The sequence below is a fragment of the Sphingomonas sp. UYEF23 genome, assembly GCF_040546165.1.
In the GTDB taxonomy this organism is placed as follows: Bacteria; Pseudomonadota; Alphaproteobacteria; order Sphingomonadales; family Sphingomonadaceae; genus Sphingomonas; species Sphingomonas glacialis.
Window position 1 is genome coordinate 35,316 of sequence record NZ_JBEPNG010000009.1, and the last position, 24,426, is coordinate 59,741.

The 24,426-nt window shown below is 66.2% G+C and carries 28 protein-coding genes and 1 tRNA gene; 18 read left to right on the forward strand and 11 right to left on the reverse strand.

The genetic code is table 11. From position 1 onward, the window contains the following. The first annotated feature begins 54 nt into the window (after positions 1–54). The 6 genes from trbJ (at position 55) to ABIB28_RS15385 (ending at position 5,387) form a co-directional block, all read left to right on the forward strand. Positions 55–744 (forward strand): P-type conjugative transfer protein TrbJ, encoded by a 690-nt coding sequence (gene trbJ / locus ABIB28_RS15360; RefSeq protein ID WP_354288960.1) that lies wholly within the window; start codon positions 55–57, stop codon positions 742–744. A gap of 105 nt (positions 745–849) precedes the next feature. Continuing rightward, positions 850–2,157 (forward strand): P-type conjugative transfer protein TrbL, encoded by a 1,308-nt coding sequence (trbL, locus tag ABIB28_RS15365; protein ID WP_354288961.1) that lies wholly within the window; start codon positions 850–852, stop codon positions 2,155–2,157. A 4-nt stretch (positions 2,158–2,161) separates the two neighbouring features. After that, positions 2,162–2,971: a conjugal transfer protein TrbF gene (gene trbF / locus ABIB28_RS15370; RefSeq protein WP_354288963.1), complete on the forward strand. Its 810-nt coding sequence runs from the start codon at positions 2,162–2,164 to the stop codon at positions 2,969–2,971. Next, entirely contained in the window at positions 2,968–3,936 is a 969-nt protein-coding gene (gene trbG, locus ABIB28_RS15375) for a P-type conjugative transfer protein TrbG (protein WP_354288965.1), read from the forward strand. The genes trbF and trbG overlap by 4 nt, the downstream gene beginning before the upstream one ends. Then, positions 3,933–5,168, forward strand: a complete 1,236-nt coding sequence (locus ABIB28_RS15380) for a TraB/TrbI/VirB10 family type IV secretion system protein (RefSeq protein ID WP_354288966.1) — start codon at positions 3,933–3,935, stop codon at positions 5,166–5,168. The genes trbG and ABIB28_RS15380 overlap by 4 nt, the downstream gene beginning before the upstream one ends. A gap of 9 nt (positions 5,169–5,177) precedes the next feature. Beyond that, positions 5,178–5,387, forward strand: a complete 210-nt coding sequence (locus tag ABIB28_RS15385) for a DUF2274 domain-containing protein (protein WP_133189165.1) — start codon at positions 5,178–5,180, stop codon at positions 5,385–5,387. 183 nt (positions 5,388–5,570) lie between these two features. Here the strand turns inward: ABIB28_RS15385 and ABIB28_RS15390 are convergent, their stop codons facing one another. The 5 genes from ABIB28_RS15390 to ABIB28_RS15410 form a co-directional block, all read right to left on the reverse strand. After that, positions 5,571–6,902, reverse strand: coding sequence for a tyrosine-type recombinase/integrase (locus tag ABIB28_RS15390; protein WP_354288967.1), 1,332 nt, complete (start codon positions 6,900–6,902; stop codon positions 5,571–5,573). A 196-nt stretch (positions 6,903–7,098) separates the two neighbouring features. Further along, positions 7,099–7,174, reverse strand: a tRNA-Thr gene (locus tag ABIB28_RS15395). A gap of 18 nt (positions 7,175–7,192) precedes the next feature. After that, positions 7,193–8,053, reverse strand: a complete 861-nt coding sequence (locus ABIB28_RS15400; protein ID WP_354288968.1) for a hypothetical protein — start codon at positions 8,051–8,053, stop codon at positions 7,193–7,195. Beyond that, the gene (locus ABIB28_RS15405) at positions 8,050–8,265 is read right to left on the reverse strand and encodes a hypothetical protein (protein ID WP_354288969.1); all 216 of its coding nucleotides are present in this window, start codon (positions 8,263–8,265) and stop codon (positions 8,050–8,052) included. The genes ABIB28_RS15400 and ABIB28_RS15405 overlap by 4 nt, the downstream gene beginning before the upstream one ends. After that, complete coding sequence (locus tag ABIB28_RS15410) at positions 8,262–9,572, reverse strand: replication-associated recombination protein A (protein WP_354288970.1); 1,311 nt, start codon at positions 9,570–9,572, stop codon at positions 8,262–8,264. The genes ABIB28_RS15405 and ABIB28_RS15410 overlap by 4 nt, the downstream gene beginning before the upstream one ends. Positions 9,573–9,795: 223 nt before the next feature. Between ABIB28_RS15410 and ABIB28_RS15415 the strand changes: the two genes are divergently transcribed. Together ABIB28_RS15415 and ABIB28_RS15420 are read left to right on the forward strand one after the other, a co-directional pair. After that, a complete protein-coding gene (locus tag ABIB28_RS15415) occupies positions 9,796–10,362 on the forward strand; it encodes a PadR family transcriptional regulator (protein ID WP_502958253.1) in 567 nt (188 codons plus the stop codon). Continuing rightward, on the forward strand, positions 10,362–10,676 hold the full coding sequence (locus ABIB28_RS15420; RefSeq protein WP_354288973.1) for a DUF2218 domain-containing protein: 315 nt from the start codon (positions 10,362–10,364) through the stop codon (positions 10,674–10,676). The genes ABIB28_RS15415 and ABIB28_RS15420 overlap by 1 nt, the downstream gene beginning before the upstream one ends. 75 nt (positions 10,677–10,751) lie before the next feature. Here the strand turns inward: ABIB28_RS15420 and ABIB28_RS15425 are convergent, their stop codons facing one another. Beyond that, positions 10,752–11,930: a glycosyltransferase family 4 protein gene (locus tag ABIB28_RS15425; protein ID WP_354288974.1), complete on the reverse strand. Its 1,179-nt coding sequence runs from the start codon at positions 11,928–11,930 to the stop codon at positions 10,752–10,754. A 76-nt stretch (positions 11,931–12,006) separates the two neighbouring features. Between ABIB28_RS15425 and ABIB28_RS15430 the strand changes: the two genes are divergently transcribed. Further along, positions 12,007–12,711: a glutathione binding-like protein gene (locus ABIB28_RS15430; protein WP_354288975.1), complete on the forward strand. Its 705-nt coding sequence runs from the start codon at positions 12,007–12,009 to the stop codon at positions 12,709–12,711. A gap of 3 nt (positions 12,712–12,714) precedes the next feature. Here ABIB28_RS15430 and ABIB28_RS15435 read toward each other — a convergent pair whose 3' ends face one another. Next, positions 12,715–13,125, reverse strand: a complete 411-nt coding sequence (locus ABIB28_RS15435) for a BLUF domain-containing protein (protein ID WP_354288976.1) — start codon at positions 13,123–13,125, stop codon at positions 12,715–12,717. 148 nt (positions 13,126–13,273) lie between these two features. Between ABIB28_RS15435 and radA the strand changes: the two genes are divergently transcribed. Genes radA through ABIB28_RS15460 form a run of 5 tightly spaced genes read left to right on the forward strand, consistent with a single transcriptional unit; the run spans position 13,274 to position 17,862 of the window. Next, positions 13,274–14,647 (forward strand): DNA repair protein RadA, encoded by a 1,374-nt coding sequence (gene radA / locus ABIB28_RS15440; RefSeq protein ID WP_133189156.1) that lies wholly within the window; start codon positions 13,274–13,276, stop codon positions 14,645–14,647. A gap of 43 nt (positions 14,648–14,690) precedes the next feature. Next, positions 14,691–15,260, forward strand: a complete 570-nt coding sequence (locus tag ABIB28_RS15445; RefSeq protein ID WP_133189155.1) for a CvpA family protein — start codon at positions 14,691–14,693, stop codon at positions 15,258–15,260. A gap of 45 nt (positions 15,261–15,305) precedes the next feature. After that, a complete protein-coding gene (locus ABIB28_RS15450; RefSeq protein ID WP_354288977.1) occupies positions 15,306–15,740 on the forward strand; it encodes an iron-sulfur cluster assembly scaffold protein in 435 nt (144 codons plus the stop codon). Next, on the forward strand, positions 15,737–17,536 hold the full coding sequence (locus tag ABIB28_RS15455) for a cation:proton antiporter domain-containing protein (protein ID WP_354288978.1): 1,800 nt from the start codon (positions 15,737–15,739) through the stop codon (positions 17,534–17,536). Before ABIB28_RS15450 ends, ABIB28_RS15455 begins: the two co-directional genes overlap by 4 nt. Further along, the gene (locus ABIB28_RS15460; RefSeq protein ID WP_133189152.1) at positions 17,533–17,862 is read left to right on the forward strand and encodes a DUF423 domain-containing protein; all 330 of its coding nucleotides are present in this window, start codon (positions 17,533–17,535) and stop codon (positions 17,860–17,862) included. Before ABIB28_RS15455 ends, ABIB28_RS15460 begins: the two co-directional genes overlap by 4 nt. A 327-nt stretch (positions 17,863–18,189) precedes the next feature. Here the strand turns inward: ABIB28_RS15460 and ABIB28_RS15465 are convergent, their stop codons facing one another. Genes ABIB28_RS15465 through ABIB28_RS15475 form a run of 3 tightly spaced genes read right to left on the reverse strand, consistent with a single transcriptional unit; the run spans position 18,190 to position 20,018 of the window. Then, complete coding sequence (locus ABIB28_RS15465; protein ID WP_133189151.1) at positions 18,190–18,339, reverse strand: DUF2256 domain-containing protein; 150 nt, start codon at positions 18,337–18,339, stop codon at positions 18,190–18,192. Positions 18,340–18,375: 36 nt separating this feature from the next. Beyond that, a complete protein-coding gene (aroB, locus tag ABIB28_RS15470) occupies positions 18,376–19,467 on the reverse strand; it encodes a 3-dehydroquinate synthase (protein WP_354288980.1) in 1,092 nt (363 codons plus the stop codon). Further along, positions 19,464–20,018, reverse strand: coding sequence for a shikimate kinase (locus tag ABIB28_RS15475; RefSeq protein WP_133192011.1), 555 nt, complete (start codon positions 20,016–20,018; stop codon positions 19,464–19,466). The genes aroB and ABIB28_RS15475 overlap by 4 nt, the downstream gene beginning before the upstream one ends. A gap of 85 nt (positions 20,019–20,103) precedes the next feature. On the opposite strand from ABIB28_RS15475, the gene ABIB28_RS15480 reads away from it, so the two are divergent. The 4 genes from ABIB28_RS15480 to ABIB28_RS15495 are packed head-to-tail and all read left to right on the forward strand — an operon-like array spanning position 20,104 to position 23,961. Continuing rightward, positions 20,104–20,241: a hypothetical protein gene (locus ABIB28_RS15480; RefSeq protein ID WP_165954491.1), complete on the forward strand. Its 138-nt coding sequence runs from the start codon at positions 20,104–20,106 to the stop codon at positions 20,239–20,241. Then, a complete protein-coding gene (locus ABIB28_RS15485) occupies positions 20,222–22,069 on the forward strand; it encodes a hypothetical protein (RefSeq protein WP_354288982.1) in 1,848 nt (615 codons plus the stop codon). Before ABIB28_RS15480 ends, ABIB28_RS15485 begins: the two co-directional genes overlap by 20 nt. Further along, positions 22,066–23,001: a tyrosine-type recombinase/integrase gene (locus ABIB28_RS15490; RefSeq protein WP_354288984.1), complete on the forward strand. Its 936-nt coding sequence runs from the start codon at positions 22,066–22,068 to the stop codon at positions 22,999–23,001. Before ABIB28_RS15485 ends, ABIB28_RS15490 begins: the two co-directional genes overlap by 4 nt. Before the next feature lie 12 nt (positions 23,002–23,013). Next, positions 23,014–23,961, forward strand: coding sequence for an acetyl-CoA carboxylase carboxyltransferase subunit alpha (locus ABIB28_RS15495; RefSeq protein ID WP_354288985.1), 948 nt, complete (start codon positions 23,014–23,016; stop codon positions 23,959–23,961). Between the two features lie 223 nt (positions 23,962–24,184). Here the strand turns inward: ABIB28_RS15495 and ABIB28_RS15500 are convergent, their stop codons facing one another. Then, positions 24,185–24,358, reverse strand: a complete 174-nt coding sequence (locus ABIB28_RS15500) for a Flp family type IVb pilin (protein WP_133189146.1) — start codon at positions 24,356–24,358, stop codon at positions 24,185–24,187. Between the last annotated feature and the right edge of the window lie 68 nt (positions 24,359–24,426).

Consider the following 24,426-nt stretch of genomic DNA (forward strand, 5'->3'; position numbering starts at 1 on the left):
CTCAGCCCAATTCGCCCGGTCCGCTTGCATACCATCTCCAAACGGGGTTCCGGCGTGACCCTTGCCATACTTCTGACGCTTGCGAGCGTGCCGGTCCGCGCACAATGGACGGTGTTCGACCCGACCAACTATTCGCAGAACCTGCTCACCGCCGCGCGCTCGCTTCAGCAGATCAACAACCAGATCCAGTCGCTGCAAAATCAGGCGACGATGCTTACCAACATGGCGAAGAACCTCAGCCATATCGATTTTCCCGAGCTCCAAGCGCTGCGTGAGACGCTGCAGCAGATCGACACGCTGATGGGACGAGCCAAAGCGATCGAATATCAGGTCGGCAATGTCGATGCCCAATTCCGGCAGATGTTTCCGACAAGCTTCAACGCGGCACTGACGTCGAACGGTCATGTCGCCGCTGCCAAGGCCAGGATGGATGCCTCGATGTCGGCCTATCAGGAGACGATGGGCGTGCAGGCGCAGATCGTTGCGAATGTGACCGCCGACGCCGCGACCTTGTCGGCGTTGACCGCCAAGAGCCAGAGTGCGGAAGGCGCGCTGCAGGCAGCGCAAGCGACCAACCAGCTGCTTGCGCTAATCGCCAAGCAACAGATGCAGCTCCAGAACCTGTTGGTATCGCAGGGGCGCGCCTCCGCGCTCGATCAGGCCCGGCAACTTCAGTCGCAGAGCGACAGCAGCGCCGCCACCGCAAAGTTTCTTGGTTCCGGCTCCGCCTACACGCCCAGGTAGGTGGTCGGACAGACGGCCGCGGTCCTCTCGCCGTCGCCGTCGCCGCGGGGCGCGCGGCCCCCACGCGCGCCTCGCGGCATCTTTCACGATCGGGAAGGCACTCCGATGAATGACCTCAACGTCGTCGACCAGTTCATGGCCACCTTCATTCGCTATATCGACAGCGGGTTCGGTCTCCTGGGCGGCGACGTTGCGTTCCTGACGAGTACGTTGATCGCGATCGATGTCACGCTCGCCGGTTTGTGGTGGGCAATGGGCGGCGATCAGGATGTTCTTGGCAAACTGCTAAAGAAGATTTTGTACGTCGGTGCCTTCGCCTTTATCCTCAACCGCTTCTCGACGCTCGCCGACATCATCTTCCGGTCTTTCGCAGCGGCAGGCCTGACCGCGGGCGGGGGTACGATCACCGCGGACGATTTGCTTAAACCGGGCCGCCTTGCCGCGACGGGCTTCACCGCAGCGTGGCCCTTGCTCGATCAGGTGCGGCAGCTGAGCGGCTTCACGACCTTTTTCGACAATTTCCTGACGATTGTCGTGCTGCTGTTTGCCTGGGTGATGGTGATCTGCGCCTTCTTCATCCTCGCGGTGCAGATGTTCGTGACGATCCTCGAGTTTAAACTGACCACGCTTGCGGGCTTTGTGCTGGTGCCGTTCGCGCTGTGGAATCGGACCAGCTTCCTTGCCGAGCGCGTGCTCGGTAACGTCGTCAGCTCCGGCGTAAAAGTCATGGTACTCGCCGTGATTGTGGGAATCGGCTCGGGCTTCTTCACGGATTTCACCACAGCGCTCGCGGGTCACGAGCCGGATATCGGCCAGGCCATGAGCCTGGTGCTGGGATCGCTCAGCCTGTTCGGGCTCGGCATGTTCGGACCGGGCATCGCCTCGGGTTTGGTGGCCGGCGCTCCGCAGCTTGGTGCTGGCGCCGCGATTGGGACCACGATCGGCGCCGCCGGCATAACCGCCCTTGGCGGCAGCGCGGTGGCCGGCGCCGTGAGCGCGGCCGGAGCTGGAGCGCTCGGCGCAGTCCGCGCCGGGGCGGCGATGGGATCGGCGACATCCACCGCTTATGGCCTCGGCCAGACTTCCGCGGGATTGAACACCGTCGGTGCTGGCTTGAATGGCCTAGCTCAGGCGGCTGGTGGGGCCTTGCGGCAGAAGGCCAGTGCGACGCTTGGTCTCGCTGAGGCGCGGCAATCAGGTCGCGACGCCGCTTGGTCCGCGCTGAATGGCAGCTCTAGCTCTAGTCCGCGCGGTGGTCGTTCCGATGGTGACCCGTCGGTGCCCGGATGGGCACGCGCCATGCGTCACGAGCAATCCGCGCGGCATCATCGCCACGCTGCCGTGCAGGCGCTGCGCGAGGGCGACCGCGGCGGCGCATCTGCAACCCCCGATATCAAGGAAAAGGAGGATTGATCCCATGGTCTTTAAGCGAAGCGTCCAACGCTATGGCCGCACTCCCGAGCCCGAGACTCCCTATCAGCGTGCCGGCCAAGTGTGGGACAACCGCATCGGTACCGCGCGCGCTCAGGCCAGCAATTGGCGCTTAATGGCGTTTGGTGGCCTTGCCCTCTCGAGCATGATGTCAGCGGCTCTGATCTGGCAGTCGTCACAGAGCCGTGTTACGCCCTATGTCGTCGAGGTCGATCGCCTTGGAGAGGCCCGAGCGGTCACGGCGGCCGAAGCGGGCTACCGTGCAACTGATCCGCAGATCGCGTGGCACTTGGCCAAGTTCATCGAGAACGTCCGTTCGATTTCGCTAGATCCCGTGCTGATGCGGCGAGACTGGCTATCCGCCTACGACTTCGCAACCCCCCGTGGCGCCGTAGCCCTCGGCGATTACGCGCACACCGCCAATCCGTTCGCCGCAATCGGCGATAAGGCGGTGTCGGTGCAGGTTGTCAGCGTCGTGCGCGCGTCGGATCGGTCATTTCAGATTAAGTGGATCGAGAGTGCATATGACCACGGTGCCTCCGTCGGGGTATCGCACTGGACCGGCATCCTTACGATCGCCAACCGGACACCGTCGAACGCCGAAACGCTGCGCAGGAATCCGCTGGGCATCTATGTCGACGCGATCGACTGGAGCCGCGAGCTTGATCCGTCGGCGCCCGCGCCTGCGCATCCTGCCCTTCCACCACCGGACCAAGCGCACACCGTTCCGGTCGGTTCGCCGGTTGACCCGACGCTCGCAACCCCATCCAACCAATCTCCAGAGGTTAAGCCATGAACCGCTTTCCTATCCTCGCAGTTCTGTCGACCGTGGCGATGATCGTGCCGCCCGCCAGCGCATTCCCCATCCCAGCAAAGCCAGTCCCGACTATTGTCAAGCCTGGACCTGTGCCCAGCGCGGTGCCCGCCCGGGAGGGAACCCGGGTCTCGTTGAGACCCGCGGGGCGCGTCAGCCGCCTACGTCGCCGCGCGTTACCGTCTGCCTCGGCACATGTCGCAGCGGCCAATCGAGCAGCGACGCTCGAGCCGACATCGCACGCCTATCTCAACGGAGTACAGGTCTATCCCTATGCCGAGGGCATGCTCTACCACGTGTATGCAGCGCCCGAGCGGGTGACCGACATCGCGTTGCAGCCCGGCGAGGCGCTCGGCGCGGTCGCAAGCGGTGATACCGTTCGGTGGGTGATCGGCGATACCAGCAGTGGCACCGGCGCCGAAAAGCGGACGCACGTGTTGGTAAAGCCATTCGCGACGGGGCTCACCACAAATCTCGTCATCACGACCGATCGTCGGACGTATCATATAACGCTGGCGAGCACTGCCGCGGCCATGGCGGCGATATCTTGGATCTATCCGCAGGATGCAATGATCGCGTTGAAACACGTCGAGGGACTGGCTCAGACCGCGCCTCCGGTGGCGACGGGACTCGAATTAGAAAAGCTGCACTTCGATTACGCGCTATCTGGTGACCATCCGACCTGGCGACCGTTGCGTGCGTTCGACGATGGGCGGCAAACGTTTATCGAGTTCCCCGCTTCACTGGCTGTTGGTGAGGCGCCGCCGCTGTTCCTCGTTGATGGCCACGGCGTTGCGCAACTCGTGAACTACCGGGTGTTGGGGCGCTTCTACATCGTCGATCGCTTGTTCGATGCCGCAGAACTCAGGCTCGGGACCAAACATCAGGACGTGGTTCGGATCGCGCGCGCTGCCGGGCCTGCAGCTCCGCGAGGGAGGGCGTCGTGACCGAGGTCGCCGAACCCGCCGTCGAAGAACGGTCACACGAGCGAGAAATCGATGACGCGGGCGCCCCACCCAAGCTCGATCCCGAAGCGATGGTGCTAAGGGCAAGGCCCTCCCGTGCGATACGGTTCAAGCGGCAGATTATCATTGGAGGGGCTGCTCTTGCAGTGATCGTCTTCGTGGTGGTCGGTTACATCGCCATGAGGCCGACAGTAGCGCGGATGATCCATCCGGAAGATGAGCGCGCTGTTGTGGGCAAAGGTACGCCGGACGCGTTGAACGCTTTGCCGGCCACCTATGCCACAGCGCCAAAGCTCGGTCCGCCTCTACCGGGCGATCTAGGCCGCGGGATCCTTGAGCGCCAGCGCAGCCTGATGCCACAGGCCGCAATGGGAGAGGGGACCAAGGTCGATCAAGCGGAAGTTGCCGCGCGCGAGCGCCGCGACGCCGAAATTAAAGCAGCGAGAGAGTCGGGCTTGATCGTCCAATCCGCCAACCGGACGGCAGCAAATGATCCCGTTGCCTCGCCCAACGCCTCTCCGACCGCGACAGAGCCGGTCAGGCTCGCGATGGACCCCGATCACGATCCCAATGCGCAGCAGCGCAAAGCCGATTTCGTGAGTGCCCAGGTCAAAGGGGGCGACGTCAACCCGCACGCCCTTATCGCTGCGCGGTCGCCGTACATGCTATCGGCCGGCAGCGTAATCGCGGCCAGTCTGATAACCGGGCTTCGCTCCGATCTGCCGGGGCTCGTGACCGCGCAGGTTACCGAACGCGTCCATGACAGCGCCACCGGACGAATTCTGCTCATCCCGCAGGGGGCAAGGTTGATCGGATCCTACGATAGCGTGGTGGCTTTCGGACAACGTCGCGCATTGGTTGTGTGGCAACGGATCATCATGCCGGATGGGAGTTCGCTGCAAATCGACAATGTGCCCGCGGCCGATCCATCCGGCTATGCCGGGCTTGCGGATAAAGTAGATTTCCACACCTGGTCGCTACTTAAGGGCGTGGCGCTGTCCACGTTGCTGGGGGTCGGCTCAAGTCTGACTTTCACCGGCGAAAGCGATTTGGTCCAGGCGATCCGCGAATCAACACAGCAAAACATCTCGCGCGCCGGGGACCAACTCACCTCTCGAAACCTGCAGATACAGCCCACGATCACGATCCGGCCGGGTGCGCCGGTTCGCCTCATTGTTCATCGCGATCTGGATTTTACACCGATCGCAAAATAGGAATTTGTCATGCCGGACATTAAACTGGCGCAACTGCCGGACCGAACGCCGATCAAAATCACCATCACGGTGCTTCCCGACCAACACCGGTCTCTTCTGGATTATGCGGCGGTCTATGAAGCGACCTATGGGCGCAAGGAAGAGGTTGCGGACCTCATCCCTGCGATGCTCAAGGCTTTCATCGAAGGCGATCGCGACTTTGCCCGGCGAGGGAAATAGGCGGTGTGACCATGGCGCCAACTCCAATGCCGACGCAGATTTTCGTGACCCCCGACGAGTTCGCTGCCATCGTTCGGCTCTCTCGGCGCCAAGTTGATAGACTTCGACGAAAACGTCCCGAAGGCTTTCCCACGGAGTACGATCTGGGCAGTGGCAAGAGCAAGCATGGCCACTGCCCCAGGTTCAAGCTCGACGACGTGATGGCGTGGATGGAGAGCCGCGCTTTATGGTAAGGTGCCGTCTCGACCATGGCGGAAGAACCCCGATATTCGCCAAAGCTTTTGGCTCGGGTACGCCGAGCGAATCCGCTACTCCCGCGCTCCTGGCGATATTGACGATTTCCGTCTCCCACCTGAGAAACCATTCGCGCATCTCGTCCTCGAGTTCGTATCCGTCGTAGACGCGCTCCAATCCCTTTTTCGCGTGATTGAGCATTGCTTCCGCGGTTTCGAAGTCGACCTTGAGCCGCTTGGTGTTCGATCGCGAAGTTCGGCGCATATCATGCGGGGTCCATCGCTCGATCGGGCGTCCTGCATATTCCGACATCCTCGCGAGGACACGGTTGCGCGATTTGTACCAGCCGCACGACGTCTGCGGGCCGTCGGTCCGGGCAGAAGGAAAAACCCAGCCGCCGCTTGAGCGGAACAGGGAGAGACCCCAAGGCCCGAGTGCTATGCGATGGGCTCGCGAATTTTTCACCCTGTTTTCAGGGATTTCCCACACATCTCCCTCCAGCTCGGCGGATCTGGCATGAATGACCTCTTTGAGCCGTGCTGCAGACAGCAGCAAAAGTAACAACCCCCGCTGATACTTTTTCGGTTCCAGCGCCACGGCGCGCAGAAACCATCCTATTTCCTCCATACTCAGTTTGCGGCTTCGCGGTGCCTCCGCGAACTTGAGGTCCGTTAATCGAGCAGCTGGATTGGACGTTAGTCCGATTTCGGTGCCGCGTAACGAAGAGGCCCATCCGAAAAAGACCTTGAGTTCCGCCGCTAGCCGGTTCGCGCGAACGGGGGAACGTTTGCCCTTCGCCAGAACCAGTTTCGTCAAATCGGATTCGACGATGTCATAGATAATCTTCTTAGCCAGCTTGGGCGCGATGTCGCACCCATAGATCGCAAGCTTTTCTGTGATTGTGCTGGGTTTGTTAATCCGCTTCGCTCGTGAGGCGCGACCCTCACGAACCGCCGTCATGTACAGCGCGTGCGCGAACTCAACGGTCATCTTTGCGCGTTCGTTCGCGGCTGCCTCGAGAGCGCGTGGATCGATCCCGGCTTCAACTTGCCTATTCAGCTCGGTCGCCCATTGCCTGGCGGCAGCGATGCTGAAAGTGGGGAATGGGCCAAGCGTCATTTTCACGATCGCCCCATCGCCTGCGATCCTGCGGCGGAATTGCCACACTTTCTTGCCAGCCGATCGCACCTCGATGGACAGACCCGCGACCGACGGATCGGCGTGTTTGCCGTCCTTCAACGCCTCGATGGCGGCAGGGGTGAATGCTTTCCTTCTTTCCATTTTCCGACTCCAAGTCGGTCCGACGAATCAAAAATCCAGGTCACAAATCGGGACACAAACAGGGCAAAACAGGTCACAAATCGGAACACAAGGCCTGTCTAAGTGAGTCTAGCCTGGTCTAAATCAGGCGAACCCAGTGGCCGACTTTAAATTTTCTGGATCAATGAGTTACGGTCCGAATCTCGAGGATTCGAAGTGGTGCCGGCTGCAGGAATCGAACCCGCGACATCCAGTTTACAAAACTGGCGCTCTACCAACTGAGCTAAGCCGGCACGTTGTCGCTCAATGCGTCAGGATATGCCGAAGGTCCAGCCCTCGGTGCGCGCAATTTGGGGGGTCAGCGCGCTCGGGTGCCAAAAATCGGTGCGTGCCGCGCTCTCGCGAAGCCAGGCGGCGGTGAGGATCGCGTCGGTCGCGTGATCGGTATAGCGCGCGAGCGGCGTGTGGGCGCGGCTGCCGAGCGTGGCGAGCGCCGTGTCGAGCGCGGCGGCATCGCGCAGCTTGCTGCGTCCCTTGCGCACCCCGGCGGCGCGCGCGGCGATCGTCGTGTAGATTTCGACGACGCAGGCACCGGTGTGGGGGGCGGGGTCGATCGGCCAGACCGGGATGGCTGGCGCGAGATGGTGGAGCAGCCTCATGCCGGCAAAGCTCGCCTTGGCGACCTGCGCTGCGCCGATCGCATCGTAGACGGTCGAGGGCTTGCCGAACCCGGCGGCATTGTAATGCGCCTCGCAGCGGCGGAAGTGGAGGAAATCGGCCTTCGTGCCGTCGGCGGCGCCGAGATAGAAATGCGTCCCGCGGCGCAATTCGAGGAACGAGGCAGCGCCGAGATCGGCATCGGGGGCGTGCGCATCGACATAGCCCCAGAAGGCGCGCGCGGTCGTCGGCGTGGCCTCGCCGGGCAGATAGGCGCCGCGCTCGACATAAGGCGGCGCAAAGCTGAAGTCGAAGCCGACGAGCAGCGGCGTTTCTGCCTGATCGTGCAGCCAGTGCAGGATGTCGGCGCGCGACCAGACACCGCGCGGCGGCGAGACGAGCGTCGGGGCCGCCGCGCCCGTCTCGCACAGCGCGAGCGCGATGCCGGGGTGGCGCGCGCCTTTCGCCCCCGACCAATCGATCGCGGCAAAGCGAGTGAAGTGCGTCGGGATCACGCCCTTGTTCGCGGTTTGCTGCGTTTGCGCGCAGCCGCCTGGACGCGGTCGGGATCGTCGCTGCCGTGGCGGACGAGCAGGGTGGGCCAGCTGATCGAGACGAAGGTCCGGCCGTTCGATCCGACCTTCACCGCCGCGCCGTCATCTGGCGTCGCGGCGATCGTGTCGGGCAAGGTCAACGCGGCGGCGGCGCGCGAAGCCCAGTCCTTCATTGCGCGTCTTTCAAGCTCGCCCACCATGCCATGCGGTCGGCGATGCGCTTTTCGACGCCGCGATCGGTCGGGACATAGAAGGTCTGCGGCTCCATCTGCGCAGGCCAATAGTTCGATCCTGAAAAGCCATCGGCCGTATCGTGATCGTACGCATAGCCCTTGCCGTAGCCGATCTCCTTCATCAGCTTGGTCGGCGCATTGAGGATGTTCTCGGGCGGCATCAGCGATCCGGTCTCGCGTGCCGATTTCCACGCCGCCTTCTGCGCCTTGTAGGCGGCGTTCGATTTGGGTGCGGTGGCGAGATACAGGCATGCCTGCGCGATCGCGAGCTCACCCTCGGGCGATCCCAGGAAATCGTAGGCGTCCTTGGCGGCGAGGCACTGCGTCAACGCGTTCGGATCGGCGAGTCCGATATCCTCGACCGCCATGCGGACCATCCGGCGCAGCAGATAGAGCGGTTCCTCGCCCGCGGTGAGCATGCGCGCGAGATAGTAGAGCGCGGCCTGCGGGTCCGATCCGCGCACCGCTTTATGGAGCGCGGAAATGAGGTTGTAATGCCCCTCGCGATCCTTGTCGTAGACCGCGACGCGACGCTGCAGGAACGCGGAAAGGCCGGCGGGGTCGAGCGGCTCGGGCAGGTTGACCGCGAACAGCGTCTCGGCCTGGTTGAGCAGGAAGCGGCCGTCGCCATCGGCGCTGGCGATCATCGCGTCGCGCGCGGGCGCGGTGAGCGGGAGCGGCTGGTCCTCGATCTGCTCGGCGCGGTCGAGCAATTTGCCGAGCGCGGCGTGGTCGAGCCGGTGGAGGATCAGCACTTGCGCGCGGCTGAGCACGGCGGCGTTGAGCTCGAACGACGGATTCTCGGTCGTTGCGCCGACCAGGGTGACGGTACCGTCCTCGACATAGGGCAGGAAGCCGTCCTGCTGCGCGCGATTGAAGCGGTGGATCTCGTCGACGAACAGCAAGGTCCGCTTGCCCAGCCGGGCATGGTCGCGCGCCTCGGCAAAGGCTTTCTTGAGGTCGGCGACGCCTGAAAACACCGCCGAGATCGCGACGAAGCGCAGGCCGACGGCATCGGCGAGCAGCCGCGCGATCGTCGTCTTGCCGGTGCCGGGCGGGCCCCACAGGATCATCGACGACAGCCGCCCGGCGGCGACCATCCGCCCGATCGCGCCCTCGGGGCCGGTGATGTGCTCCTGCCCGACGACCTCGGCGAGCGTGGTCGGGCGGAGGCGATCGGCGAGCGGGGCAGTCGCGCTGACAGCCTCGGCGGCGGGCGGATCGAAGGCGGCGAAAAGATCGGGCATCCAGGCAAGATAGGCGTTCCTACGGGCGCTAACCACCCGTGGCGGATGGGGCCAGGGCTGGTTCGGGCGGGCGAGGCGCGAGCCGGGTCTCAAAAAAGTGCGGGGCAGCTCTTGCGAAGAGTGCATTAAGATATATCTTAGTGCCATCGTGTTATACAGAAGGAACGATATGTTTGGATTTTCAGAACGCGGCAGCCACGGCTGCCAACCCGGGCACGGCCGTATGGGCATGCGCGGTGGACCGGGCGGCGGGCGGCACTTCGGTGGCGGGCGCGGCGCCGGGCATGGCAGCGGTCGGGTCGAGGGTGAGGGGCGCGGTGGCCCGCGCGGCCGGCGGATGTTCGACGGCGGCGAGCTGCGGCTCGTCTTGCTCAAGCTGATCGCCGACGAGCCGCGCCACGGCTATGACCTGATCCGCTCGATCGAGGATCTCACCGGTGGCGCCTACGCGCCGAGCCCGGGGGTGGTCTATCCGACGCTGACGCTGCTCGACGAAATGGAGCTGATCGAGGCGCGGCAGGCCGAGGGGGCGAAGAAGCTCTTCGCGATCACCGAGGGCGGGACGGCGCTGCTCGCCGAGAATGGCGAATTGGTCGAGGCGCTGTTCGCGCGGCTCGCCGAGGTCGGTGCCGAGCGGGCGCGGACCGAGAGTTCGGCGGTGCGCCGCGCGATGGGCAATCTGCGCGAGGTGCTGGTGCACAAGCTGCGCCACGAGCAGGTCGAGCAGGAAACGCTCCACCAGATCGTCGCGCTGATCGACGACGCCGCGCAGAAGATCGAGCGGCTGTGATGGCCTATACCGCAACCGCCCGCGTGCCGACCGCCTCGGCGAGCAAATACCTCCAGCAGACGTGCAAGCATTGGGAGCACAATCTGGCGGTGGTGTTCACCCCCGACCATGGGACGATCGTCTTCCCCAAGGATGCGCGCGGCGCCGCGCATCCCGGCGATGCGACGGTCACGTTCGACGCGCATCCCGATGTGCTTGAGGTGCGGATCGACGCGACGTCGGTCGAGCAGCTCGAGGGGCTGAAGGGTGCCGTCGCGCGCCATGTCGATCGCTTCGCGTTTCGCGAGGCGCCGCTGAGCTATGACTGGCGCTAGGCCCTGACCGCCGTGTGGTTGACCCGCGATCCGCGCTTCCCGCAAGGGAGTGACGGATCGCGGGCAACGACCGCTTTACGCGGCGTGCGCGGCGCCGGTCGGGTGCCCGGACGCGCGGCGCTCGAGCACTTTGAGATAGGTATCGAGCACGACCTGGTTGATTCGCTCCCACTGATAGGCCGCCGCCGCCGCGTGGCCCGCGGCGCCCGCGCTGTGGCGGAACGCGTCATCCTCGCAGAAGCGCTGGAGCGCATCGGCATAGCCTTCGATATCGGTCGGCGGGACGATCAGTCCGGTCACGCCATCGGCGATCAGCCCGACCGCACCCGACGCGCGCGCCGCGACCACGGGTACGCCCGCCGCCATCGCCTCGAGCGTGACGTTGCCGAAGGTCTCGGTGAGGCTCGGGTTGAAGAACACATCCATCGACGCGACCGCACGCCCGAGATCGTCGCCGGTCAGATAGCCTGCGAACACCGCATTGGGCGCTTGCTGCGCGAACCAGTCGCGCGCGGGGCCTTCGCCGACGACGAAGGTGCGATGCTTGACGCCGCGCTGGTCGAGCGCGCGGAGCGCCTGCGCGAACACGTCGAGGCCCTTTTCCTTGACCAGCCGGCCGAGGAACCCGACCGCGATCTCGTCATCGGCGATGCCGAGGCTGCGGCGCCACGCGAGATCGCGCCGCGCGGGATTGAAGCGTTCGTGATTGACGCCGCGCGACCAGCGCGTGACCGGCGTCGGAACGCCCCAGTCGTGCAGGATCTCGCCCATCATCTGGCTCGGCGCGAGCACTTCGTCGACGCGGCTGTAGAAGCGCTGTTGCGCGCGGATCATCATCGGCACGAGGAACCCGAGCCCGTAATAGCTCATATAGGTCTCGAAGCGCGTATGGTACGAAGCGACGCACGCGATGTCGTGCTTCTCGGCATAAGCGAGCGCCTTGTGGCCGAGCCAGTCGGGCGCCGAGAGGTGGATCAGGTTCGGCGCGAACGCCGCCAGATCGCGTCGCACGCGATTGCCCATGCCGCGCGTCAGCTTGTATTCGCCGCGCAGGGGGATCTTGATCGAGGGTGCGCTGACCAGATCGCCGGTTGGCGGGAAAGCCGGCTTGCGGCTGGTCGGGGCATAGATGCGCACCTTCACACCGCGGCTTAGCAAATGGCCGACGAGCAAATTGAGCGTCTGGTTCGCACCATCGCGGGTATAGTTATAGTTGCCGCTGAAGAGCGCGACACGGAGATCGGAAGCTTGCATCGGATGGCGCCATAGCGAAGCGCGGGGCGCGTGACTATCTCCTGCACGCCATCGTGGCGCGCCAAAGGAGTTCGCAATGCCCGATCTTTCCGCTTTCCCGATCACCAAGCGCTGGCCGGCACAGCATCCCGAGCGGTTGCAGCTCTATTCGTTGCCGACCCCGAATGGCGTCAAGGTCTCGATCATGCTCGAGGAAACCGGGCTGCCGTACGAGCCGCACCTGGTCGATTTCGCGAAGGACGACCAGAAGACCCCCGAATTCGAATCGCTCAACCCCAATGGCAAGATCCCCGCGATCCTCGATCCCGACGGCCCGGGCGGCACGCCGCTGGCCTTGTTCGAATCGGGTGCGATCCTGCTCTACCTTGCCGAGAAGACCGGCCAGTTCCTGCCGAGCGACCCGGTCGCGCGGCTTGAGGCGATCCAATGGGTGATGTTCCAGATGGGCGGCGTCGGCCCGATGTTCGGCCAGATGGGCTTCTTCGTGAAGTTCGCCGGCAAGGACTTCGAGGACAAGCGTCCGCGCGACCGCTATGTCGCCGAGGCCAGGCGCTTGCTCGGCGTGATGGATGTTGCGCTCGCCGACAAGCGCTGGTTCGTTGGCGAGGACTATACGATCGCCGATATCGCGATGCTGGGTTGGGTGAACGCGGTTGTCGACTTTTACGGCGCGGGCGAGCTTGTCGGGTTCGACGACTTCACCAACGTCAAGGCGTGGCTCGCGCGTGGCCTCGCGCGGCCGGCGGTGCAGCGTGGGCTCACTATCCCGGCGCGCGGGTAGCGCTCACGCGGCGGCGTGGACTTGCGCAAAGCCTTCGAAATAGCCGCGCACGGTCGGGTCGGTGATCGGCTCGACCAGCGTGGCGACGGTTTCGGGGAGCGTTATTGCATCGCCGCTTCCCGTGCCGCCGCGGTTGAAGCCCATCGCCCATTGGCCAAAGGTCGGCGTATCGATTGTCGTGCGCGAGAGGATGACGACGGCGTGGTGGCGCGGATCGGCCTTGATCCTGTTGAAGACGGTCTCGACGGCAGCTTCCGGGCCTTCGAGCGCCTGGAGGAAGCGGCGTCCACCCGCGACGAGCAGGCCGGTCACGCCGACCGCGGCATTGTTACGGCGTGAGGCGATCAGGATAGCATCGAGTTCCGCCGTCGTGAGCGGGGATCTCGTGCTGCTTATATAGATAAGACGCTGCATGCTTACGCTCCAGACCTGGAACCTCCGGTTTCTGCGCAAAGCGCGAAAGAACGGTTAAGATCTCGCGCTACGACATTTTGAAAGCGCATAAAGGTAACGCGTCGGAAAATCTGTTCCCCTCTCGTTCTCTGCTCGCTATGCTCGTCCCATGGCAAAACCTCAAAAACGCTATGTCTGCCAGGCCTGTGGATCGGTGTCGCACCGCTGGCAGGGGCAGTGCGCCGATTGCGCCGAATGGAACACGCTGGTCGAGGAGGCAGGCGGCGGCACCGTGACGCCGTTCCAGGCCAAGCATAACCTCCAGTCGGGCGGGCGGACGATGACGCTGGTCGGACTCGATGCCGAGATCGCGCTGCCCGAACGGATGACGTCGGGAATTGCCGAGCTCGACCGCGCGCTTGGCGGTGGCTTTGTCGAGGGATCGGCGACGCTGATCGGCGGCGATCCCGGGATCGGCAAGTCGACGTTGCTGCTCCAGGCGGCGGCGAAGATGGCGCTCGCGGGACTGAGCGTTGCGTACGTCTCGGGCGAGGAGGCGGCCGATCAGGTCCGCCTGCGCGCGCGACGTCTGGGATTGGGGCACGCGCCGGTCCAGCTCGCGGCGGCGAGTTCTACGCGCGATATCCTGACGACGCTGGGGCAGGGGCAGCCGCCCGCCTTGCTCGTGATCGATTCGATCCAGACGATGCACAGTGACCTGATCGAAGGTGCGCCGGGCACCGTCAGCCAGGTACGGGCTTCGGCGCAGGAGTTGATCCGCTTCGCGAAGGAACGCGGGACGGCAGTGGTGCTGGTCGGCCATGTCACCAAGGACGGCTCGATCGCGGGGCCACGTGTGCTCGAACATATGGTCGACACCGTGCTGAGCTTCGAGGGCGAGCGCAGCCACCAATATCGCATCCTGCGCGCGATCAAGAACCGCTTCGGCGGGACCGACGAGATCGGCGTGTTCGCGATGGTCTCGGAAGGCTTGTCCGAAGTCGGCAATCCCTCGGCGCTGTTCCTGACGCAGCGCGACGAGGGGATGACGGGGACGACGGTGTTCCCCGCGCTCGAGGGGACGCGGCCGGTGTTGGTCGAGATCCAGGCGCTGGTGGTCCGGCTCGCGAGCGGGGCGACGCCGCGGCGCGCGGTGGTCGGCTGGGACAGCGGGCGGCTGGCGATGGTGCTCGCGGTGCTCGAGGCGCGGTGTGGCCTGAGTTTCTCGTCGAGCGAAGTCTATCTCAACATTGCGGGCGGCTACCGCGTGCAGGATCCGGCGGCCGATCTCGCGGTGGCGGCGGCGTTGATCTCGGCGCTGTCCGAGCGGCCGGTGCCCGCCGATGCGGTGGTGTTCGGCGAGCTTGCGCTGTCGGGCGAGGTGCGCCCGGTCGCGCACGGCGCGCTGCGTCTGAAGGAAGCGGGCAAGCTCGGTTTCGAGCGCGCGTTGCTGCCCGCCGCGGTGCAGGACGACAAGAGCGGGTTGAAGCTGACCGGCTTCCGCACGCTCGGGAGTTTCGTCGAGCATATGCTTGGACGATAGCAGCCCCTCGACTTAACCCATCGCTCGGCGATAAGGCGCGGGGATGCATCTTACCGCGCTCGATATCCTTGTCCTGCTCACCGTCGGCGGATCGGCCACGCTCGGGCTCGTGCGCGGGTTCGTCACCGAAGTGCTCTCGCTGTTCGCCTGGGTGGCGATCGTCTTTGCGCTCAAGCTGTTCCATGTGCCGCTGACGCACGCGCTGACCGGCATGGTCGGCACCACAACGGGCGCTGCGGTGCTCGCCTTTGCGATCCTTGGCGGCGTGACCTATTTCGGGGGGCGGATGGTCGCCAATGCGATCGGTGCGCGCACGCGCGATTCGATTCTCGGGCCGGTCGACCGTGCGCTCGGCTTCGGCTTCGGTGCGCTGAAGGGGCTGATCTTGGCGAGCCTCGCCTTCCTGCTCGTCGTGCTGATGACCGACACGATGAGCGGCGGCCCGACGCACCGGCCCGAGTGGCTGACCCAGGCCAAGGTCTATCCGTTGCTCAACACGACGAGCGCGAGCATCGCCGACTTCGTCGACCGTCGGCGCCGTGGCGAGCCGGTGTTCGGCCCGGCCCATGTGCGGACGCCGCGCGCCGCCGAGCCCGACAACGCCGCCGACTGACCGCGGCGGGGTGACGCGCGCGGCGAGCCCGCCTACATAGGCGACATGACCGCGCCGCTCTACACCACCGAGATCCTCCGCCTCTCGACGACGATTCCGCACCACCAACGCTTGCCCGATCCGATGGGCTCGTCGGAGAAGCGCTCGCCGGTGTGCGGCAGCCGTGTGACGGTCGACGTCAACATGGATCGCGACGGGCGGGTCGCCGAGCTCGGGATGCTGGTGCGCGCCTGTGCGCTGGGCCAGGCTTCGGCATCGCTGATGGGAGCCGAAGTGATCGGCAAGACCCCCGCCGAACTCGTCGCAGCGCGCGATGCGCTGGCTGCCTGGCTGGCGAGCGAGGGGCCGCCGCCGCGCTGGACGGGGCTCGAGCTGTTCGCGCCCGCGCTGCCGCACAGCGCGCGCCATGCCTCGATCCGGCTCGCCTTCGAGGCGGCGGCCGAGGCGGCGCAAGCCGCTGCCAGCAAGGCACCGGCATGAGCGAATCGCTGCTGCTCGATGGCGTCATCCTCGGCGGCTTCGCGCTCGTCTTCGTCCTGATCTTCCGTCGCTTCGGGCTCGGTGCGACGCTCGGTTATCTGGTCGCGGGCGCGGTGGTCGGGCCGCAAGTGCTGCATCTTGTCGGCAATGCCGAATCGAAGATGGGCATCGCCGAGCTCGGCATCACCTTGCTGCTGTTCATCGTCGGGCTCGAGCTCAACCCGACGCGGCTGTGGGCGCTCAAGAAGGAAATCTTCGGGCTTGGCCTGATGCAGGTCGTGCTGTGCGGGCTCGCGGTGACGGGCGTGGTCTGGCTTTCGACGCGGCTCGGCGGATCGCCGCAGCATTTCTCTTGGGCCGCCGCCCTCGTGCTGGGCCTGCCGCTTGCCTTGTCGTCGACCGCGCAGGTTTTGCCGATGCTGCAATCGGCGGGGCGGCTGCGCACACCGTTCGGGGAGCGCGCCTTCTCGATCCTGCTGTTCCAGGATCTGTCGATCGTTCCTTTGATCACGCTCGTCACGGTGTTGTCGCGCAATCCCGCCGATGCCGGTGGGCCACCGGGATGGCTGCTGTTCCTCTACACCGTCGGTGCGGTGGCTGGGCTGGTCGCCGCCGGACGCTTCCTGCTGCGGCCGCTGTTCCGCATCATCGGCAATATGGGCGAGCGCGAGATGTTCGTGTTTGCCGCTTTGTTCACCGTGATCGGCGCGGCGGCGATCATGGAATCGCTTGGCCTGTCGACCGCGCTCGGCGCGTTCGTCGCGGGCGTGATGCTCGCCGACAGCCCGTATCGGCATGAACTGGAAGCAGACGTCGAGCCGTTCCGCTCGATCCTGCTGGGACTGTTCTTCCTCGCGGTCGGGATGATGCTCGATCTCCACGCGATCGCCGAGCGGCCGTTCTTCGTCATCGGCATGGCGCTCGCGCTGATCGCGACCAAGGCGCTGATCATCTTCGGCATCGGCATATTGTTCAAGATGAAGTGGCGCGCCGCGCTCGCGCTCGGGCTGTTGCTGAGCCAGGGCGGCGAGTTCGGCTTCGTGCTGTTCGCGCAGGCGCAGCACGCCTTCCTGATCGCGCCCGAGGCGGCGAGCCTGTTCGGCGCGATCGTCACGCTGTCGATGGCGACGACGCCGTTCCTGATGATGATCACGCAGCGCATTCGCGAAGAGCCGATCATCGCCGGCGAGCGCGACGGGCCGACCGCGGACGGCGCCAATGCGTTGATCGTCGGCTATGGGCGCTTCGGCCAGACCGTCGCGCAGATGCTGATCGCGCAAGGGGTGCCGGTGACGCTGATCGACACCGATATCGAGATGATCGACATCGCCAGCGAGTTCGGCGCGAAGGTCTATTATGGCGACGGGACGCGGCTCGACATGCTGCGCCAGGCGGGGGCGGGCGAGGCCGAGCTGATCATGTTCTGCATGGATGGCGACCAGATTTCTGCCGATCTCGTCAAGGGCGTGAAGGAGGCCTTTCCGCACGCTTCGATCTACGTCCGCGCCTATGATCGCCGCGCGGTGATCAAGCTCAAGGGCGCGCCGCTCGACGGGGTGGTGCGCGAAGTGCTCGAATCGGCGGTCAAGATGGGGCGGATGGCGCTCAAGAGCATCGGCGTCGACCAGGCCGAGATCGACCGCACCGAGGATACCTATCGCCGCAAGGACAAGGAGCGGCTGCGCGCGCAAGTCGCCGCGGGCGACATCCGCGCCGCGCGCGAGAAGATCATCACGCAGGACGAACGCGAATCGGCGCTTCCCGAAGACGAAGCGTCGGTGGAGGAACCACGATGAACTGGATCGCCATTCTCGCTGCACTGTCGGGCGCGATCGCCGTCGGGGCAGGGGCGTTCGGTGCGCACGGCGTGAGCGGGCAGCCGGCCGAATGGCTCAAGACCGGCGCTCATTATCAGCTGATCCATGCGGTCGCGGCGCTCGTCGCGCTGAAGCTGGAAGCGCGCGGGCCGGCGTGGCTGTTCCTCGCCGGTGGCGCGATCTTTGCGGGCTCGCTCTACCTGATGGCGCTCGGCGCGCCGCGCTGGTTCGGCGCGATCACGCCGATCGGTGGCGCAGCGCTGATCGCGGGCTGGCTGTGGCTGGCCTGGATCGCCCGGGGGTAAGCGAAGCTCGGATCGGTCGACGCGATTGCCCCCTAGGCGCGCGATCGACCGGGGCGATCGTTTCCGTCTTCGTACCGATGCTGGATCCCAGGGGACCCTTTAAAACGCCGCTGCGACAATATCATGTGCGGTGGGTTGTAGGACAGCAGAATGGTGTGCGCCCAATCGTGACGACGAGCCGGGATGATGCTGGATCATCTTCACGCTCGACATGGGGTTTGCGGTGCTGTCGCTGCGGACTTTCCGAGCCTGATAGCGTAACGAGCCCGCTTGGCGATGTCGGTGGGATTGCCACCAGCGATCGCCGCCAAACCCTCCCGCGCGCCGTCACCCGCTCTTTGCGGCGCGGCGACAGCGTTCCGAGCAATAGACGACGTTGTCCCAGTCGCGCGCCCATTTCTTGCGCCAGGCGAAGGGGCGCTGGCAGACCGGGCAGGTCTTTTCGGGCAGGTTCGCCTTGGCGATGCCTTGGGGCATGAGTGGGCCTTCCTGGTGCTGCGCGTGGACCGACGCTCAGGCGTCGAGAAACGCCCGGACGTCGGCGAGGTTCACCGATGTGTCGAGGTAGGTCCCGCCGATCCCGCGCGCGAGCAGGAAGGGGAGCTTGCCCGCGTCCATCTTTTTGTCGTGGAGCATGTGCGCGACGAGCGTCTCGCCATCGGCCTCGATCCCGGCCGCCGCTACACCATCGGGCAAGCCGATCGCGCGCAAATGCGCCGCGACGCGATCGGCATCGGCGGCGGGGGCGAGCCCGTGCGCCGCCGAATAGCCGAACGCCAGCGCCATCCCGGCGGCGACGCCCTCGCCGTGGAGCAAGCGGTCGGAGAAACCGGCCTCGGCCTCGAGCGCATGGCCGAAGGTGTGGCCGAGGTTGAGCAGCGCGCGTTTGCCGGTCGTCTCGCGCTCGTCCTCGGCGACGATCCGCGCCTTGGCGGCGACCGAATGCGCGATGGCGTAGGCGCGCGCGGCGGGGTCGCCCGCGAGCAGCGCGGGCGCGTTGGCTTCGCACCAGTCGAAAAAGGCGGGATCGTCGATCAGGCCGTATTTCACGACTTCGGCATAGCCCGCGCGGACGTGGCGCAGCGGCAGCGTGTCGAGCACATCCGGGTCGATCAGCACCAAGGCGGGCTGGTGGAACGCGCCGACCAGGTTCTTGCCGGCGCGGGAGTTAATCGCGGTCTTGCCGCCGACCGACGAATCGACCTGTGCGAGCAGCGTCGTCGGGATCTGGACGAAGCCGCAGCCGCGCTTGACGATGCTGCACGCGAAGCCGACGAGATCGCCGATCACGCCGCCGCCGAGCGCGACGACATGGTCGCCGCGCTCCACGCCGAGCTCGAGCAGCCGGTCGGTGAGCTGTTCGAGCATCGCCCAGCTCTTGGTGCCTTCGCCCGGCGGGAGCACGATCGCTTCGCTTTCGACGCCGGCGGCGGAGAGGGCGGCTTGCAGCGTCGCCAAGTGCGGCAGGACGTTCTCGTCGGTGACGATCGCCATCCGTCGGCCGCGCGACAAGGGCTTCAACCACTCGGCCGCACGCGCGAGCACGCCGGCTTCGATCACGACGTCGTAACTGCGCGAACCGAGCGCCACTGGGATGGTCGTCATATCTTGCCGAGCGCTTTCAGGATGGCGTTGACGGTCGCGTCATGCGGCGCGCGGTGGCTCGAGACGCGGAGGTGTGCCGTCGCGTAGAACGGGTTGCGGACGCGCGCCAGTTCTTCGAGCACCGCGAGCGGATCGCGGTTGCGCAGCAGCGGGCGGGTGTCGCGGCGCGAGACGCGCTCGACGAGCACCGCAGGCTTGGCGTCGAGCCAGATCGCAAAGCCGTTCGACAGGATCGCGGCGCGCGTCTGCGGATCGACAAAGGCGCCGCCGCCGGTCGCGATGACGCGGCGCTCGCCGTCCATCAGGCGGGCGATCACGCGGCGTTCGCCGTCGCGGAAATGCGCTTCGCCGAATCGCTCGAAGATTTCGGACACCGCCATGCCGGCGGCGATCTCGATCTCGCTATCGGCGTCGACGAAGGGGAGGCCGAGGCGCGTGGCGAGCCTGCGCCCGACGGTCGATTTGCCGGCCCCCATCAATCCCACCAGCACGATCGGCTGGCCGGTCCAGATGGGCGGTTCGGGCGGGGAGGGGGCGGGGCTTTGCAACATCGAAGCGAGCGCTATACAGCGCACCTGCGTCTCGGGCAAAAGCTTGGTCGTTGCCCATTTTCAGTTTGTTGCAGGTTGTGAGCCCATGCCCCGTTCGATCGTCGCTCTCATCGTCGTCCTCGTGGTGGTGGTCGCTTTGCTGTTCGGCCTGTCGCGTCTGTCGCACGAAAAGCCGCTGAAGCATGTCGAGAAGGCCGTCCCGCTTGCGAATCTCCAGAAGTAAGGTCGCGATCGCCGCGCTGGCCGCAGCGCTGGCGATTCCGGCGCTAGGCCAGGACAAGCCCGAATCGATTCTTCCGCCCGGCTTCGGTGATCCCACGCCGCCGCCGAGCGCACCGCGTCCGCGCGCTGCCCAGCCGAATCGGCCCGACGCCGCGCCGACTGCGGCGCGGCCGGCGGCCCCTGCGGCGGCTCCGCTCGTTCCCGCCCCGCTCGGTCTCACACCGATCGGTCCCGGAGGCCCAGATGCCGCGCCGACGCCGCTCGCAACGCCGGTGTCGACCGTCGCGCCCCCTGCGGCGACCGATTTTGCGGCGTTCGTTCGCGCCGACATGCCGGCGTACGCCCGCCGCTCGCTGGCGCAGGTCGGTGTCGTCGGCCCGGCACAGGGCGCGATGGCGACCGACGCGTTCGGTCGCGCCAATGGGCGCTATCTCGAAACGCTGATGCGGCGGCTCAATCCGCCGGTCGCGTCGCGCTGGGTGTCGATCGTGCTGCGGCGCGCCTTGCTCGCGCGCGTCGATACGCCGCGTGGCGTCAACGGCGCGGATTTCGCCGCCGAGCGCGCGTGGCTGCTGGTGCGGATGGGCGAATCGGTCGCCGCGCGGGCGATGGTGCAAGCGGTCGATACCGAAGATTATACGCCCAAGATGTTTGTCGCAGCGATGCAGGCGGCGCTGGCTGCGGGCGACCCCGCGGCGTTGTGCCCGGCGGTCGAGGCGGGTGCGACGCTCGGCGCCGAGCGCGGCTGGATCCTCGCGCGCGCGATGTGCGCTGGCCTGTCGGGCATGCCCGCGAAGGTGCAGCCGTTGCTGACCCAGGCGCGGCGGACGCGGCTGGCCGGGGGCGTCGACCTGTTACTTGCGCAGAAGGTTGCCGGCACCGGACAAAGCGGCCGCCAGGCGGTGACGATCGAGTGGGACGATGTCTCGCAACTGACCGCATGGCGCTACGGCCTCGCCACGGCCGCTGGGGTCGAGATCCCGGCAACGCTGCTCGCGACGGGAACGCCTGCGGTCGACGGCTGGCGTGCGCTTGCGCCGACGCTCGCGCCGAACGTCCGCGCGGCGGCTGCCGAGCTCGCGGCGGCACGCGGGATCCTGTCGAGCGCGGCGCTGATCGACCTCTACAGCGCGATCGATGCCGGAGACGACCAGTCGGTCGCCGAAGCGGGCATCGCCCGCGACTTGCGCGCGTCGTATGACGCGAGCAGCGTGGCCGGGCGTGCCGATGCGCTCAAGCGGCTGTGGGACGAACCCAAGACCGATGAAGGCCGCTATGCGCGGCTCGTGCTCACCGCGGGCGCGGCGGCGCGGTTGCCGCAATCGCTCGAGAAGCCGGATATCGACCGCATCGTCGCGGCGATCCTCAGTGCGGGGCTCGATCCGCGCGCGATGCGCTGGCGCGAGAAGGCCGAGCGCGGCAGCACCGCCTGGGCGATGCTGACGCTGGTCGACCCGGCCGAACCGGTGGCGAGCTATGACGAGGTCAGCGCCTATGCCGGCGCCAACGATTCGGACGGGCTCAAGCGGCGGATGTTCTTCGCTGGCCTGGCCGGCCTCGGCCGGATGTCGGCGAGCGAGATCGAGCGCGGCGCGCGGACGCTCGGCGTGCGCGTCGGGCGCGAGGATAGCTGGACACGCGCGCTCAAGACAGCGGTCGTCGACCGCGAGCCCGGCACGGTGGCGTTGCTGTCGGCGGTGGGGATGCAGACGCGTGCGTGGCGCGGCGTGTCGCCCGAGGCGCTCTATCACATCGTGACCGCGCTGCGTGCGGTCGGCTTGCCCGGCGAGGCCAAGATGGTCGCGGTCGAGGCGATGAGCCGGCTGTGACCGAGCCGTCGGCCGCGGGCGGGGACCGCGCGCTGATCGATCGCTTTCTCGAGATGATGGCCGCCGAATCGGGCGCGGCGAGGAATACCGTGCTCGCCTATCGCAGCGATCTCGAGCTGGCTTCGGGGTTTCTCGAGGGGCGGTTGAGCGCTGCGGGCGCCGACGAGCTCGCGCGGCTCGGTGGCGAATGGCTCGCGCTGTCGAAGGCGAGCGTGGCGCGCAAATCGGCGGCGTTGCGGCGCTTTTTCGCGTTCCTGGTCGATGAGGGGTTTCGCAGCGACGATCCGGGTGCCGCGCTCCCACGGCCGGGCGCATCGCGCGGGCTGCCCAAGGTGCTAGACCATGCCGATATCGACCGGCTGTTCGCCGCGATCGCCGCGCGAATCGTCCGCGACCCGCCCGATCCCAACGACCTGCGGCTCGCCGCGTTGGTCGAGTTGCTCTACGGATCGGGGCTGCGCGCGACCGAGCTGATGTCGCTGCCGCGGCGCGCGGTGGCGCCCGACCGGCCGTATCTGATCCTGCGCGGCAAGGGCGGCAAGGAGCGGCTCGTCCCGCTGTCCGATCGCGCGCGGGCGGCGGTGGCGGTGTGGCGGTTGCATGTTCCCGAGGAGAGCCCGTGGCTGTTCCCCTCGGGCAAGAGCCATCTCAGCCGGATCCGGCTGTACCAGTTGCTCAAGGGCCTGGCGGGCGAGGCGGGGATTCCGCCCGATCGCGTCAGTCCGCACGTGCTGCGGCATGCCTTTGCGACGCATCTGCTGGCGGGCGGGGCCGATCTGCGCGCGCTGCAATCGATGCTCGGCCATGCCGATATCGCGACGACCGAAATCTACACGCATGTCGATGCGAGCCGGCTCGCGGAGCTCGTCAATACGCGCCATCCGCTGGCCGAGGCGACAGCGCGCGTTGACGCAAAGCGCGGCGGGCCTTAACCGCCGCTGGCTATGGCAAGTTTCCTCGATTTCGAAAAACCGATCGCCGAGCTTCAGAGCCGGATCGACGAGCTGCGCGAGACCGCGTCCGAAGGGACGGTCGATATCGGCGCGGAAGTCGCCAGGCTCCAGGCAAAGTCCGACAAGCTGCTGCGCGACACCTATTCCAGGCTAACCCCGTGGCAGAAGGCGCAAGTCGCGCGCCACGGCGAGCGGCCGCATTTCAAGAACTATGTCGCTGGCCTGTTCGAGGATTTCATGCTGCTCGCGGGCGACCGCGCGTTCGGTGACGATCAGGCGATCCTCGGCGGCTTTGCGACATTTCGCGGGCGCCGCATCCTCGTGATCGGTCACGAGCGCGGCGACGATACCGCGAGCCGGCTCAAGCACAATTTCGGGATGGGCAAGCCTGAGGGCTATCGCAAGGCGATTCGCCTGATGCAGCTCGCCGATCGCTTCGGCCTGCCCGTCGTGACGCTGGTCGACACCAACGGCGCGTTTCCCGGCATCCAGGCCGAGGAGCGCGGGCAAGCCGAGGCGATCGCGCGCTCGACCGAGGCGTGCCTTGCGCTCGGCGTGCCGATGGTCGCGGCGGTGGTCGGCGAGGGCGGTTCGGGCGGCGCGATCGCGCTGGCGGCCGGCAATATCGTGATGATGTTCGAACATGCGATCTACGCGGTGATCACGCCCGAGGGCTGCGCGTCGATCCTGTGGCGCACCGCCGACAAGGCGCCGGAAGCGGCCGAGGCGATGAAGATCACGGCGCAGGACCTCAAGGGTCTGGGCGTCATCGACACGATCGTTCCCGAGCCGCTTGGCGGTGCGCAGCGCGATCCGGCCACGGCGATCGCTGCGCTCGGCGATGCGATCGAGGCGGCGTTGATCAAGCTCGACGGCAAGAGTCCGGCCGAACTGCGCCGCAGCCGGCGCGAGAAGTTCCTGGCGATGGGGCGGCTCTAAGCCGCTCCGCCGCTTGCCGGATCAAGCGGACTTCGCAATTCCGAAATCTTGGTGAAGGTCGTCACGCGCTGATGGCTGAACTCCTTGCATCACGGCGACGGCTATCCGCGCCGCGATGCGTGCGGATTCGGTCGCAGACGCGGCGTTTGCAGGGCGCGCACGCGAAAACGGGCGGCAAGACCATCGTCTTGCCGCCCGTCTGTCGTCACGTAAGCGCTAAAGCTTACTTGGCAGCCGAACCCAGCGTACCCGACACGTTGGTGAACGTGGTCTTGAGCGAGTTGCCCAGGCCCTGCATCGCGGCGATGGCAGCGACGGCGATCAGCGCGGCGATCAGGCCGTATTCGATTGCGGTGGCGCCCTTGGAGTTCTTGATGAAATTGCGGATCGTCTTCATGATTTCGGTCTCCGTGGATAAGTGCTTCAGTACCCGGTCGGACCGGAGTGCCGGGCCAACACAGCTTG